Source organism: Calothrix anomala FACHB-343 (genome assembly GCF_014696435.1).
GTDB classification, from domain to species: Bacteria; Cyanobacteriota; Cyanobacteriia; order Cyanobacteriales; family Nostocaceae; genus Aulosira; species Aulosira anomala_A.
In genome coordinates this window covers 1-16020 of sequence record NZ_JACJQG010000083.1, presented here as the reverse complement: position 1 = coordinate 16020, position 16020 = coordinate 1, and the positions used below count along the sequence as shown (strand labels likewise).

Sequence of the window (16020 nt, the reverse complement as noted above, 5' to 3'; positions counted from 1 at the left end):
CCCTTGTCCCAATGCCCAATTTAGGAAAATTATTACAAAATTGACTGTACTGATGTTAACTTAACAAGTGACAGATGCTACAAAGCTTGAGTTCATCTTCCTGCAAATTTTGATTGCAACTTCCCAACTTTGAGAGCCGAAGTAACTATCAAGTTACTAAGATGATGATTATCGCAGTAAAATTTGGTTGACAACGCGATCGCGTTTGGATTTGTGAATTTATGAGCCATCTTTCCTGTCTCACTATCCTTGTCATAGATGATTGCACCGTGGAGCGGGTGAAATTGCGTCGTCTATTACAAGAAGACAGCAGATATATCTATCAAATTGTCGAGTTTAATCGAGCGCAGGAAGCGATGCAATGGTGTCAGCAAGAGATACCAGATATAGTTTTACTGGACTTTTCCCTACCCGATGCCAATGGGTTTGAGTTTCTGCAACAATTTAAAGAAATACCGAATAATACTCAATCTACAGTAATTATTTTGACAGAGCAAGAAAATGAGACGATCGCAATTCGGGCGATGAAAAACGGCGCACAAGATTATCTGCTCAAAGACAAGCTCACACCAGAAATCCTCTACAGTAAGATTGATTACGCGGTTGAAAGGCTACAGCTAATTCGACAGTTAGAAAAAAGCCGAGGACAACAACAATTAATTGCAGCGATCGCTTCGCGAATTCATCAATCTCTCGATTTAGAAGCACTGCTTTGCTTGACAACTGCAGAATTACGGCAGTTTCTCGTCACCGATAGGGTATTAGTCTATCAATTTCAACCGGATATGAGCGGCAAAATAGTTGCCGAATCTGTGGTTCCTGGTAGAACAGTAGCTTTAGGTCAGCATATTCAAGATACCTACTTTCAACAACAATCAGGCGCTAGGGAAAATTTCCCAGGGCGGGTATACATAATTAATGACATTAATCAAGCACATTTAACAAATTGTCATTTAAACCTGCTAGAACAGTTTGAAGTCAAAGCCAATTTAGCAGTACCGATTGTAGTTGCTGAGGAATTATGGGGTTTATTAATTGTCCATCAATGTTCTACACCCCGCAATTGGCAAGCTCTAGAGGTAGATTTATTAGAGCAAGTTGCAGTGCAAATAGCGATCGCGATTCAGCAAGCTAATACTAATAAGCAATTACAAGCACAATTACAAGCAAGTCAACGCACCGCCACAGCCTTGCAACTTAGCGAAGCCAAACTCAAACTCACCCTGAATTTAACTGATATTGGTTATTGGGAATGGAACCCCATCACTAATGAAATATTTTTCAGCGAGAATACAATTCGCTATTTTGACTATGACAAAAGTGACTTTAAGCTCACCTCAAAGCAGCACTTGAGCCTAATCTATCCAGAAGATCGGCAATTAGTAGCTAGAGAATTTAGTCAAGCGATCGCCACAAAAAATGATTATACAGTGGAATACCGAGTATTGTGGCGAGATGGTAGCATTCATTGGCTAGCAGAAAAAGGTCAAGGAGTTTACGACGAATCGGGAAAACTGCTGCGAATGCTGGGTGTGTTAACAGATATTAGCGATCGCAAACAAGCACAAGAGAATTTACTGGCTAGTGAAGAACGCTTTCGCAGTACCTTTGAGCAAGCGGCTGTGGGGATGAGCCATATCTCCTTAGACGGCAAATTTATCCTGGTTAACCAGCGTTTTTGTGAAATTGTCGGTTATACCGCCACCGAACTGTATAACTTAACCTGTCCAGAAATTACCCATCCAGAAGATTTATCTGCAAATTTAGCCGGAATAGAGAAACTTTTAGCTGGTGAAATTTCCACCTATTCAAGAGAAAAACGCTATATCCGCAAGAATCATTCCTTTATCTGGGTTAACTTTACAATTTCTTTAGTGCGCGATCGCTCAGGTAAACCAAATTATTTCATTGCTGTCATTGAAGATATCACCCAGCACCGCCAAACAGAAGCCGCTTTACGACAAAACGAAGAACGCTTACATCTAGCTTTAGAAGCAGCTGGTATGGGTAATTGGGACTGGAATATTTTAACCGGAGAAGTTCACTGGTCTGCTAGCCTAGAAAGAATTTTTGGCATGGCTCCCGGTAGCTTCAATGGTAAATATGAAACTGTGCTCGGCATGATTTACCCCCAGGATCGGGATTTAGTTGTACAAGCAATTACTCAGGCTGTTTATGAAAAACAAGAGTATCAAATTGAATTCCGCTTTGTGAAACCCGATGGTAATTTACGTTGGGCAATAGGTAGAGGCAGAGTTTTTTATGATGACAACGGTAATCCTACCCGAATGATGGGTATTGATTTAGATATTACCGATCGCAAGCAAACAGAAGCTTACCTAAGAGAAAGTGAAGCCAGATTTCACAATATCGCAGACAACGCACCCGTTCTCATCTGGATTTCTGGGACAGACAAACTCTGTTATTATTTCAACAAAACTTGGCTAGACTTTACAGGACGCACTTTAGACCAAGAAATCGGTCATGGTTGGGCGCAAGGGGTACATCCTGACGATTTGCAAACTTGTTTTGATACTTATGTCAATGCCTTTGAAGCGCGGCAAAATTTCCAAATGGAATATCGCCTGCGGAGGTATGATGGCGAGTATCGCTGGGTTTTAGATACAGGAGTTGCCAGATTTACCCATGAAGGTGAATTTTTAGGTTATATGGGTTCCTGTATCGATATTACCGAGCGAATTCTAGCAGAGAAAACATTACAACAGCTAAATCACGAACTGGAAGCCAGAGTAGAAGAACGCACAGCCGCTTTAACAGAAAGTCAAGAACGTTGGCATTTAGCAGTACAGGGAAGCAATGACGGAATATGGGATTGGAATTTGAAAACCGGTAAAATCTTTCTGTCAGCGCGGTGGAAAGAAATGCGCGGCTTTGGCGAACATGAGATTGACTACAACTTAGAGGAATGGGCAAACCAAATTCATCCCGAAGATCGCGATCGCGTCTTACAAGCACTGACAGAGCATCTAGCAGGTAAATCACCTTTATTCTGCGAAGAATACCGATTTAAATGCAAAGACGGTTCTTATATTTGGATATTAGATCGCGGGCAAGCATTGTGGGATGAAACCGGAAAAGCAATCCGTATAGCAGGTTCTGGTACAGATATCACCGAACGCAAAGCCGCCGAAGCCGATCTGTTAAATATTAGCAGACTGCAACAAGCGATTTTGGCATGTAGCGATTATGCCATTATTTCTATTTCCCTAGCAGGAATTATTCAAATTTTCAACCCAGCAGCCGAAAAGATGCTCGGTTACACAGCAGAAGATGTGGTAGGTCGCCTCAGTCCCTTGATATTTCACGATCCCGCAGAAATGGAGCAGCGAGCCACCGCCCTTTCATGGCAATTAGGTCAGGAAATTGCCCCAAATTTAGAACTTTTCACGGTTATTAGCCAACAAAAACAAAACTACGAACAGGAATGGACTTATATCCGCAAAGATGGCTCGCACTTTCCCGTGCTGCTATCACTTACAGCCCTGCGCGATGCTACAGGCCAAACAATTGGACTGTTGGGTATTGCTAAAGACATTAGCCAGCACAAACATCTCGAAGCACAATTGCGGACAAAAACTGCTCACCTAACAGTCGCCCAAAGAATTGCCAATTTAGGTAGTTGGGAATTTGAGTTTAATAGTAAAAAAATTACTTGGTCAGAAGAAGTGTTTCGCATTTTCCGCCGCGATCCGGCTGTGGGTGAACCCAGCTACGACGATTTTCGCCAGATGATGCATCCCGAAGATCGAATTATTCACGATTTATTGGTGCAACAAACCCTGAAATACGGACTATCCTACAAAGAAGAATATCGCGCTTACCGCACAGATGGAACGTTAATTCATTTATTATCGCGGGGAGAAGTCATATTTGATGAAAATGGCAGAGCTAGCCGTTTAATTGGTACTGTCATGGATATTACCGAACGTAAACAAGCGGAAATAGCTCTGCGCGTCAGCCAAGAAAGATTACAGCTAGCCTTAGAGGGGTCTGGTGATGGGCTGTGGGACTGGAATATCTCCACAGGAGAGCTATATTTAAGTCCTACTTGGCTGAAAATGCTCGGTTATGAAGAAAACGAGCTAGCCAATGATGTAAGTACCTGGGAGTCGCTGATTCATCCTGAAGATAAACCCTGGGTGATGGAATTGCTCAACGACCATCTCCAAAACAGCAATGCACCTTACGCCTTTGACTATCGATTGCAAACCAAGTCTGGTAAGTGGAAATGGATTGCTAATTATGGCAAAGTTGTAACTCGCGATCGCCATAATCTTCCAGTGCGCATGGTAGGCACTCATAAAGATATCAGCGATCGCAAACATATTGAAGAACAGTTGCAAAATATTTCTCATCGCTTAACTTTAGCACTGCGATCGGGAGCGATCGGCACTTGGGATTGGGATTTAATGCATCACCTGTACTGGGATGAGCGGATGTATGAACTGTATGGAATGCAAAAATCGCCAATGGCTTTACGCTATCAAGATTGGATCGATGCGCTCCATCCTGAAGATGTCGCCCAAGCCCACGCTAGCATTCAAGCGGCTTTGCGGGGAGAAAAGGAATTTGCGCTAGAATTTCGTATCATTCATCCTGATGGTAGCGTCCGCTTTATTAAAGCAGCAGCTTTAGTACAACGCGATCGCCAAGGTAATCCTATTAGAATGGTGGGTATTAACTATGACATTACCGAGCGCAAACAAATAGAAGAAGCCCTGCGGGAAAGCGAACGCCGCTATGCAACTTTAGCAGAAGCTTCACCAGTAGCAATTTTCCGTTTTGATGTTGATGGTAACTGTATATACGTCAACGATCGCTGGTGTGAAATGACAGGTAGAACAGCACAGACGGCAAGCGGAATGGGATGGGTAAATACTTTGCACCCAGATGACCGCGATCGCTTGGTGAAAGCTTGGTCTGATGCTTGTGTGCAAAACGTAATTTACCAGAATGAAGGCAGATGTTTGCGCCCAGATGGTAGCATCATCTGGTTCTACATCCAAACTTTACCAGAAACTGACCCCAACAACAATATTATTGGTTATATCGGTACACTTACGGATATTACCAGTCGCAAACTTGCCGAAGAGGAACTAGTAAGACAACAACAATTGCGCGATGTGATTTTTAACGAATCTACCGATGCTTTATTTTTAGTCGATCCAGAAACACTACTGACCTTAGATTGTAATCGGCGGGCGGTAGAACTGTTTGAGGTAGCTGATAAAGTCGAATTAATCGGGATCGAAGGACGTAAACTCCAACGCCATCCATTCTCAGTGGAGGAGTTAGTTGACATTGTTGAACAAATGCAATCAAAAGGTTTTTGGAGCCGAGAAATAGAATATGTGACAAGTCGCGGTAAGTATTTTTGGGGGAATATCGCCGCTAAACAAATTACTGTAGCTGAACGTAACCTAAATTTAGTGCGGATTACAGATATTAGCGATCGCAAAGAATCGGAACAGGTACTAGCAATATATACCCGCGAACTGGCAGATCTCTACAACAATGCTCCTTGCGGCTACCATTCAGTGGATGCTGATGGTCGCTTTGTCAATATCAATCATACAGAATTGCAATGGTTAGGCTACACATATCAAGAAATCATCGGCAAACCATTTACCGATTTTCTCACAGAAACCAGTCGCGCAGTTTTTCAGCACCAATTTCCTAAATTTAAACAGCGCGGTTGGGTAAAAGATTTAGAATTTGAAATGGTTTGTAAAGATGGCAGCATTTTACCAGTGCTGCTCAATGCCACTGCTGTCAAGAGTGAAGATGGTACTTACCTGTTTAGCCGTTCTAGCATGTTTGATATGCGCGATCGCAAACAAGCTGAAGAAGCCATCATGCTTTATGCTCGGGAAGTAGAAGATTTATATAATAATGCTCCCTGTGGCTACCATTCTCTCGATAGCGAAGGCTGTTTGATTAAAGTTAACGAAACTGAGCTGCAATTGTTGGGCTATAACCGCGAGGAAATGCTAGGACAACCTTTAGTAAACTTCTTTACAGAAAGCAGCCGTTTAGCTTTTATCACCAACTATCCCACCTTCAAAGAAAGGGGCTGGGTAAAAGACCTAGAATATGACATGGTTTGTAAAGATGGCAGCATTTTACCAGTACTAATTAGTGCTACTGCCGTGAAGGATGCTCATGGTAACTACTTATATAACAGAGCCACTTTATTTGATATTAGCGATGCTCGTCAGCAAGCTGCGCAACGTAAACAAGCCCAAAAAGAACTAGAAGAATCGCGCACAATGTTGCGCTTGATACTTGATACCATTCCCCAACGTGTCTTTTGGAAAGATAGAAATTCGCGGTTTCTTGGTTGTAATCCCGGTTTTGCCCAAGATTATCAATTGACACCAGCAGATATTATCGGCAAAACTGATGCAGAGTTACCTTGGGCAAAATGGGCAGATTTATACCGTGCAGATGATGCAATGGTGATGCAAACCAAAACTGCCAAACTGGGTTATGAAGAACCAACCAGCAATGTCAATGGCGAGTTAATCTGGTTGCGCACGAGTAAAGTTCCCTTAACTAATAGTGCAGGCGAAGTCATCGGTATTCTCGGTTCCTACGAAGATATTACCGATCGCAAACAAGCTGAAGAACAATTACGACAGACTAATGAAGAATTAGCGCGCGCCACTCGCCTGAAAGATGAATTCCTCGCCAACATGAGCCACGAGCTACGCACCCCCCTGAATGCTATTCTCGGTATGTCGGAAGGCTTTCAAGAAGGTGTCTTTGGTGTCCTCAATCAACGCCAAGCAAAAGCGATCGCTACAATTGAGCGCAGTGGTAAACATCTCTTAGAACTGATTAATGACATCTTAGATTTATCTAAAATCGAATCTGGGAAAATGGAACTGCAATTGAGTGAAGTCTCAGTTAGCAGTCTTTGCGATGCGAGTATGGGCTTTATTAAACAAATGGCTTTAAAGAAAAACATCAGTCTGAATACCACTATTGCCAGTAATATAGGCTACATTCAAGCAGACGATCGCCGCTTGCGTCAGGTACTGATTAACTTACTCACCAATGCTGTGAAATTTACTGCCGATGGCGGTTCAGTCACGTTAGAAGTTAAAGTGGTAACACCAGATAAAGTAATATCGGATACAAGAATATACAACACTTCCTGGAAATCTTCACCCCCAGAATCCAATTTTGCCCAAGTTCCGCAGCTTTGTTTTAGTGTCATTGATAATGGGATTGGAATTGCCGCCGACAATATCAGCAAACTATTTCAACCTTTTGTCCAACTTGACAGCAGTTTCAATCGTCAATATTCTGGCACAGGTTTAGGATTAGCGCTAGTTCAAAGAATTGCGTCTTTGCATGGAGGAATAGTTTCCGTAGGTAGTGAAGTTAATCAAGGAAGTTGTTTTACTATTCACATACCCTATAAACCAGGAATTAATTCTCCCAGCAATCAAGTCAAAACAACATCGTCTACCTGTCGTTTAGCTGGGGCTAATTCTCCTGTTTTCATTATCGAAGATTCAGTGCCAGCAGCTGAACAAATTACTCGCTATCTTCAGGAAATGGAAATGCAACCCATTGTCTATTCCCAAGGCCAAGGAGTAGTTGATGAAGTGTTGCGAGTGCAGCCTGTTATAATCTTTTTGGATATTCAATTGCCAGATCTGTCAGGTTGGGACTTACTCAATCAACTGAAAACCAACCCTAAAACTAAAGATATTCCTGTCATTATCATTTCCGTAGTGGACGAACGTACCAAAGGAATGGTGAATGGCGCTTGTGAATATTTAGTTAAACCTATTACTCGCGCTCAGTTTCAGTCAACCATAGAAAAAGTCCAACATCTGTTTCTTCCAGTGCAATGTGCGTCTATGGAAGAAAACTTAACAGATGCAGCCTCGCCTTTAATTTTATTAGCAGAAGATAACCAGGCCAATATTGATACCATGTCTGGCTACTTTGAAAGCCGAGGCTACCGGATGTTATTAGCCAAAAATGGTCAACAAGCCATTGATTTTGCCAAATCTCAACTACCTGATTTAATTGTAATGGATATTCAAATGCCTGGAATCGACGGATTAGAAGCGATGCGACGCATCCGACAAGAACCACAACTGATGCATATACCAATTATTGCCTTAACAGCCTTAGCAATGTCAGGCGATCGCGAACTGTGTTTAGCCGCAGGAGCCAATGAATATTTAACCAAACCCGTCAAACTAAAACAACTAGCGATCGCAATTCAACAACTATTAGCAAAGTAAAAAAAATTATTCATGCAAAATCAACCCACTATTTTGGTAATAGATGATGAACCGGATAACTTCGATGTTGTTGAAACATTGCTAGATGGAGAAAACTACTGTCTCTACTACGCGCCTAGCGGTAGACAAGCTCTCGAGCGGCTCAGTAGTTTTCAACCTGATGTGATTTTACTCGATATTATGATGCCCGATCTCGATGGCATGGAAGTGTGTCGGCGGATTAAAGCCGATCCTCAATGGCGGGTAGTGCCAATTATTGTGGTGACAGCATTAACGACGAAAGAAGATTTAGCTCAATGTTTAGCTACAGGCGCAGACGACTTTATTAGTAAGCCAGTCAATGGTGTGGAATTAAGAGCTAGAGTTAATTCCATGTTGCGGATTAAACAGCAATACGACAACCTGCAAGCCTTGCTAAAACTGCGAGAAGATATGGTAAACATGATTGTCCATGATTTACGCAATCCTTTGGCTAGTATCGTGCTATCAGCCGAGATTCTCCAACTGTCGGGACTAACAGCAGACAAACAACAGCGTAAGCTAGAGCAAATTGGCATTGCTGTGCAACAACTCCAATCGTTAATTGATAACTTATTACTCATGGCTAAGTTAGAATCAGACAAAATGATTCTTAACTATACAGAAATAGACTTAGGGCAAATTTGTCTATCAGCCGTGACAGATATGGAAGCGATCGCTACTCAAAGACATCTCACCTTAGTAAGTGATTTACCTGAAATCAGCCGCATCATTAAAGTAGATTCCGCTATCTTCCGCCGAGTATTAGATAATTTGCTTTCCAATGCAATTAAATTTTCACCATCCCATTCTCAAATTATTCTCAAAGCCGAATATTTAGAGCCAGGAATTATTAAAGTTCAAGTGATGGATTACGGACGGGGAGTACCTGAGGAACTCCGCCAACGCATTTTTGAAAAGTATGAAGTTGGCAGTTTAATGCAAGAAGTTTCGCAAATTGGTTTAGGATTAGCTTTTTGTAAAATGGCAATTGAAGCTCATCACGGTACTATTACTGTTGAAGAAAATCATCCCCAAGGTAGTATTTTTACAGTTTTATTAAAAGATTTATTTTAAAATTTTTTATTGTTTCATAGTCAGGTGCGTTGTTTCATAAAACAACGCACCATGAACAATCCTAATTAATAATGAGAACCTGTTTTGCGGTGGTTAATAGCAGTTACCGCATGAGGCTTGAGTAATTTACCGTTATCTACAGTCGCATAAACTACCCAATGATCGCCACATTCTAGACGCTGACTAACTGAACATTCCAAATAAGCGATCGCATCTGTCAACACAACACAACCATTATCCGCAATTGCCGTACTAAAGTTAGCAAATCTATCTTCCCCAGGCGCAAAGGATTTGCGGAAATGCTTCATGTATTCCAGATGATTACCTTCTTCTAAAACATTGAGAGTAAATTTACCACCAGGATACATCAAAGATTCAATCGCTCTTTCTTTAGCGATCGCCACGGTAATTCCCGGTGGGTTAAAGGTAGCTTGAGATACCCAAGCACCTAACATTCCTGTAGAAACTTCTCCTTGCTTCGCCGCAATCACGCAAACAGAACCAACGATTCGCCCTACAGCTTGTTCTAAAGGAGTCGCAGCTTGTTGGGGTACGCGCACTTTTTTCGCCTTTTTGATAGTTTGGGCAAAATCTGTACCGAGTTCTTCACAGTATTTCAGAGTTACATCATCCGGCTTAAACTTCACCTTGAGGGTATCAAAACCAAATTTATAACCAGCATCCTGCAGTTTACCTTCAATTAAATCAAAGGCTTCACCGCTCCAACCATAGGAACCAAATACACCCGCTAATTTATTGTTATCGCCATCGCTGAGAACAATACCTAAAGCGGTATGAATAGGGGTAGGTGCATGACCCCCAATTGTCGGGGAACCAATAATAAATGCATCACACTCTTGTAAAGTAGTACGAATTTCATCCGGTTCCGCAAATTCGCAGTTAATCGATTTAACCGCCACTCCGCCTTTAGTTAATCCTAGTGCGATCGCCTGTGCTAAAGTTGCCGTATTGCCATAGGCAGAAGCATACAGCAGCGCGACAGAGATTTCTCTAGTTCTTTGGGCGTGGCTCCATTCGCCATAGGATTTGGTCAGTTCAATTAAACTGCTACGCACCAAAGGCCCGTGACCAACCCCATACATTCTCACCTGCAAATCCGAGATTTTCTCCAAAGCTGCTTCTACATGCAATGCATTAGGAGCCATCAAACAGTTGTAATAATATCGCTGGTCTTCCTTGAAGCTTTCCCAATTGTCATCAAACACCTCATCCCCACAGATATGAGAGCCAAATAGCTTATCTGTATAGAGAATTTGCGTTTGTTGGTCGTAAGTACAAAGCGCTTCCGGCCAGCGCGGACTCGGAGTCGGGAAGAATTTTAAAACATGACCCTTACCTAAATCTAAAGTCTCTTTCCCCCGCATCACCAAAATATTTAAAGTGTCATCAGGGAAAGCAGCGCGTAAATTAGCAGCACCCGGAAGCGAACAGACAAAAGTAATTTGCGGTGCTAACTCCAACAAAGCTTTATAAGTTGCCACTCTGTTAGGATTAAAATGACCCGAAATTACATAATCTAACTTTTTTAAATTCAATGTCTGCTGTAATGCAGGCAAATAAATTTCTGTGAAAGTCTCTCCAGGTGGGTCAATAATCGCAGTTTTATCACCTGCAATTAAATAGCAATTGGAAGTAGTTCCCCTTGAGAGCGCATATTCAATTTCAAACCGCAAACGTGACCAACTACGCGCTCTGAGAACCTGAGTATTTGTCGCAATCGGCAAAATTTGGATGTCACGGGGTTTGGAATTGCTCATAGATTTCCGGTTATGTTTATCAAAAACTTGGAAAAACCGGGTACTATTTACCCAGTTTTTAGCTAATTCAAAAACATGAATGAAGGGATTTGCGAATCTCATTTGCTGAATGAAATCCTTCTCATATATGAGATAGCAAAAACAGATGAGAGGACAGCTTAATCTCTTCTCTTCTCTGCGCTCTCTGTCTTGAAAAGTTCTGTTCGTCGAAGACGTTGGCGTTCGCGCAGCGTCTCCCCTTGGGAGAAGCCATCGCCGGCTTCCGGCGATCAGACTTTTCGCTGCGTACTCTGCGGTTCAAAAAATATTAAAACCACAGAGACGCAGAGGACACAGAGTGAAGAGATGATAGATACAAAATTGGTATCAGCTTTAGTAGTAGTTACCCACCTTGCGATGACGAACAGCTGTCAATCCATCAGATTTAGATACACGACCTTCTTCGACAGTGCAATATAAAATCCAGTGGTCGCTACATTCAATGCTGCTTTGTACCTCACATTCCATATAAGCCAACGCATCTGTCAGAATTGGGGAACCATTCTTTGCTGTTTGCGTTTTTACACCAGCAAATCTGTCAGCACCAGGAGGTAAGCGCTTGAGAAACTGCTTCTTCAATTCCTGATAATTCCCTTCTTCTAAAACATTCAGCACAAAGCGATCGCCTACTTGCATCAAAGAATCAATCGCGCGATCCTTAGCTACAGCAATGGTAAATCCTAAAGGTTGCAAACTTGCTTGACTTACCCAAGAAGCCAGCATCGCACCACTCACATTACCTTTTTTCGTAGTGACAATATATAGTCCACTACTAATCCGTCCCAACGCTTTTTCCATATTTACGTCGAGGGACTTAATTTGCTTGATATTGCGATCGCGCATCAGCACCTGTCCCAAATCCGTACCAGCTTCTGCACATAGCTGATATGTAGACGCACTAGGAGTTTCCTTAATCCGAATCGCCGGAAAAGCTTCCTTCACTCCCAAATCGATAAATTTGCGCCGCAGGGTATCAATGGGTTCATCATCCCCACCGTAACACTCAAATAATCCCACCAGTTGCTTGCTATTAGCCACCGCCAACAACGAACTAATTCCCGCTTGAGCCGCAGCATTAGTAGTTGGTGGCATACCAATAATAATACCTGCCGCCCGTCCTGCAAGTTCCTGAATTTCTTGGGCTTCCGCAGAACTGAGATCGATCATTTCGATTCCCACCCCAGTTTTTTGGATTCCCTCACCAATCACTTGAATCAGCTTATCGCCATAGCCATATTCAGCAACATAAAACAAACCTACAGTGGTTTCTGCTTTAGCTTGTCTTTGGCTCCAACTTTGGTAACACTCGGTCAAAACATCCAAATGATGATAAAGTAAAGGCCCGTGACCGTTGGCAATAATTTTAATGTTCCCTAAATCCTTCATCCGCTTCATTGCATTCAGCAACGAACGGGCATTTGGCCCCATCAAGCAATCATAATAAAATCTAAAGTCAGCTTCGATTGCTTCTAAATCTTCATCAAAAGTGCGATCGTCACAGAAATGCATCCCGAAAGCATCGCAGGTATAGATAACTTCGGTTTTGCGGTCATAGCTAAAGATAGTATCAGGCCAGTGCAGATTTGGCGCACTCACGAATTCAATTTCATGTCCTTTACCAATATTTATGCGATCGCCACTTTTGACAATCCGCTTAGAAAAAGGATCATGAACCAAGCCTTCTAAAAACTGCAATGCAATTTTCGATGCTAAAACAGTCGCTCTCGGAGCCAATTGCAGCACATCTTCCACCAAACCGCTATGATCTGGTTCTGTGTGACTGACAATAATGTAATCAATAGTCTTAGGGTTTACCAGACTTTTGAGCGTTTCCAAATACAGTTCGCGAAACTTCTGGTGAGAAGTATCAATTAAAACTGTTTGCTCACCCCTAATTAGATAGGAATTGTAAGTCGTTCCATTTTGCAGTCCGAATTCGATATCGAAGCGATCGCGATCCCAATCAAGAGAGCGAATCGCCGTTGTGTTAGGGGCAATTTCTACAGTTTGTATAGTTAGCCGATGCTGAACGTTCTCTGCGATCGCTACCATTATTCGTCTCCGAGCGCAAAACAACAATATTTCTGTCTGCCTCCATTGTCCCTATAACTGTCTCTTGAAGTTGTAATCAAGATTAGTTTTTGTAAAAATCGCCTTGTAGCAATTGTTGCTCTTTTCTAGCATATTTTTTAACTCCAAAAATATCCTAAAAATCTCATATTTTTATTAGGTATCAATTATTAAATATTGATATTTATTGACCTAATTTAAAATCCCAAACTTATCATACATATCATTTGCATTTTGCAAATCATTTCGTAACAAAAAGCATAAAGTTTTATGCCGATGTATCTAGCTTTAATTTTTTATTGTTGTTATTACTTACTTTTCTAAGGATTTATTTTCTCGTCGCTGTTTGCGAATAACCGCTTTTGGTAATTCTCGTTCGGCATATTCAATTTCTTGCGAATCTGTAATTAAAGGAAGCAGGTATTCACAAACTTCCTGATTCCCTTCATAGACTGCTACTGAAAGTGGACTCATGTATCCATCATAGTCAATCCAGAGATTTGGATCTGCACCTGCTTCTACCAAGTAACGAACAATCCTCACTTCTCCGGTTCTAGCAGCAGCAATTAAAGGTGGTCCCCAATCTGTGCGGAGATTTAAGTAAGCACCAGCCGCAATCAAAACCTCTACAATTTTGATATCTTTACTCCAGACTCCATGAGCAAGAGTATTAGATAGAGAATGTCCATCAAACTTTTGGATTGCTAATATTTGTTGAACAATATTCACCCTTCCCAAGCGGGCAGCCATTTCTAAAGCTTCTTGAAAATAGCGGATTTTATAGTTATCAGATTTGCTGGTAATAGCTCGAACTAGAATTTGTTTTAGTTCTGCATCAGTTTCTTCTGATAACCACAATGGTTGCCATTGATGAGGTTGCATTTGTTCATATTCTATTGGCAGCGTTACACCGTGGTAAGAATAAAGCCCATTACCATCAATAAATTTAACCGCCGCTTCTCCTTCTGCATGAAGTATATTTTCTGAATTAAACAAGAACTGAGTCGGGCGATCGCAAACTAAACAAATTTTCTCAAAAGGAATAATCCAAGCACAAGATTTAACCAGTTTTTGAAATACTTTCCAAGCAAATTCATCATAAGGCTGAAATAGCCTATGATTTACCACAGAAAAATGAAAATCGAATAATCCACCTTTACAAGCATACGAGTGGAGTGGCACAAACCAATAAAAGTCATAGCTAGATGAAAATGATTGCGATTTACCTTCTAAAAAGTAATCCTTTAAACTTTCTGATAACTGCCTGTCTAATTCCGAATTTCCATCCACGCGCAATTGAGAATTAATAAATTCATCCCAATGACCAATAGCATTTTCGTTATTAATATACAATTTATCGTGCAGCTTCCCTATTAATTTGGTTGCATGTGCTGAACCATCTTCAGTGAAATAAGGACGTTTATATAGTGGTTTTGCTGCTATCGCTGCTGCATATAAACTATCAAATAATTGAATCTCTGGGGTTGGTAGTTTTAGCAATTCATAGACAGATTGAACTGCTTCCATAGCCTCTTGAGGGTTAATTCTATTCGTCGAAAATGCTATGTCATGCCACTTGTCGCGGTAAATTGGCATTAAAGATTGTTGTTCAGTTGTGATTTTATCCACAAACGCCATAATCTTAAGCAAATGCGACTATTGTTGTTTATTTAAGTGGAATCTTCATACTCAAATCCAACCACTTAGACTGTGTAATCGGCGCGCTACTAGAAATATAATCCACACCCGTTTGCGCCACAGTCCGAATCGTGTCCAAAGTCACATTACCTGAAGCTTCAATTTTAATGTGACTATATTCTTGGCGAATCAACTCCACCGCAACAGACATCATATCTAAAGACATATTATCCAACATAATAATGTCAGCTTTATACTCTAGCGCTTCCTTCACCTGCTCTAGAGTTTCCGTCTCTACCTCTATTGTGAGCGGATAAGGTATCTGCGAACGGATGCGCGTAATTGCTTCGCCAATTCCCCCAGCCGCCGCAATGTGATTATCCTTAATCATCACCGCATCATCCAGCCCCATACGATGATTAATCGCCCCTCCCACAGCCGTTGCGTATTTTTCCAACAACCTCAGCCCCGGTATAGTTTTGCGCGTATCCACCAACTGCGCAGGTAAATCCGCAATTTGTTCTACATATTTATTAGTGAGAGTTGCAATCCCACTCAACCGCATAGCCAAATTCAGCGCCACCCTTTCCCCCATCAACAGCGCATCCAACGCACCATGAATTTCTGCTACCACTTCTCCTGGTTCACACCATGCACCTTCATCTGTCATCGGCGCAAAGCTAACTTTTTCATTCAAAAGCTGAAATACCCTAGCTGCAATAGGTAACCCCGCAATAATCCCTGGAGCTTTCGCTATCCATTTAGCTGTTCCTGGCGTCACATCCTTAGCTAGTAGGCTGTTTGTTGTGCGATCGCCTCGACCAATATCCTCCAACAACCAATTATTTAATAATGGATCTAAAACCAGCCAAGGTGGCAACACACCAAAATTGCTCACAACTTTATGACTTCCTTCTCAACTTCCTCCGGATACTATAGCGTAAAAGCCTTACAGGGCAAGGATGAGAAGAGGACAAAACCAAGTCAAAAATATTTTTGCCAAACATGTTGACAAACCCGGTATGGGTAGATATATTGGATAAGTGCCTGAGAGCGGAGCGCAAAAAGCGGCGTTGTCAGGGACACCGAACCTTGAAAATATTATAGTTTGA

Annotated in this window: 6 protein-coding genes; 2 read left to right on the top strand and 4 right to left on the bottom strand. The window is 41.7% G+C overall.

All coding sequences use genetic code 11. The annotated features are described in order from the left end of the window. Positions 1-221: 221 nt before the first annotated feature. Together H6G08_RS32000 and H6G08_RS31995 are read left to right on the top strand one after the other, a co-directional pair. Positions 222-8288, top strand: coding sequence for a PAS domain S-box protein (locus H6G08_RS32000; RefSeq protein ID WP_190550558.1), 8067 nt, complete (start codon positions 222-224; stop codon positions 8286-8288). 12 nt (positions 8289-8300) lie between these two features. After that, entirely contained in the window at positions 8301-9383 is a 1083-nt protein-coding gene (locus H6G08_RS31995; protein ID WP_190550556.1) for a hybrid sensor histidine kinase/response regulator, read from the top strand. 65 nt (positions 9384-9448) lie between these two features. On the opposite strand, the gene H6G08_RS31990 is transcribed toward H6G08_RS31995, so the two are convergent. The 4 genes from H6G08_RS31990 to nadC form a co-directional block, all read right to left on the bottom strand. After that, positions 9449-11161 carry a diflavin flavoprotein gene (locus H6G08_RS31990; RefSeq protein ID WP_190550554.1) on the bottom strand — a complete coding sequence of 571 codons (1713 nt, stop codon included), beginning with the start codon at positions 11159-11161 and terminating at the stop codon, positions 9449-9451. 372 nt (positions 11162-11533) lie between these two features. Further along, positions 11534-13252 (bottom strand): diflavin flavoprotein, encoded by a 1719-nt coding sequence (locus tag H6G08_RS31985; protein WP_190550552.1) that lies wholly within the window; start codon positions 13250-13252, stop codon positions 11534-11536. Positions 13253-13582: 330 nt separating this feature from the next. Then, entirely contained in the window at positions 13583-14899 is a 1317-nt protein-coding gene (locus tag H6G08_RS38590) for an ankyrin repeat domain-containing protein (RefSeq protein WP_190550549.1), read from the bottom strand. 37 nt (positions 14900-14936) lie between these two features. Next, on the bottom strand, positions 14937-15806 hold the full coding sequence (nadC, locus tag H6G08_RS31975; protein ID WP_190550547.1) for a carboxylating nicotinate-nucleotide diphosphorylase: 870 nt from the start codon (positions 15804-15806) through the stop codon (positions 14937-14939). Positions 15807-16020: the final 214 nt, after the last annotated feature.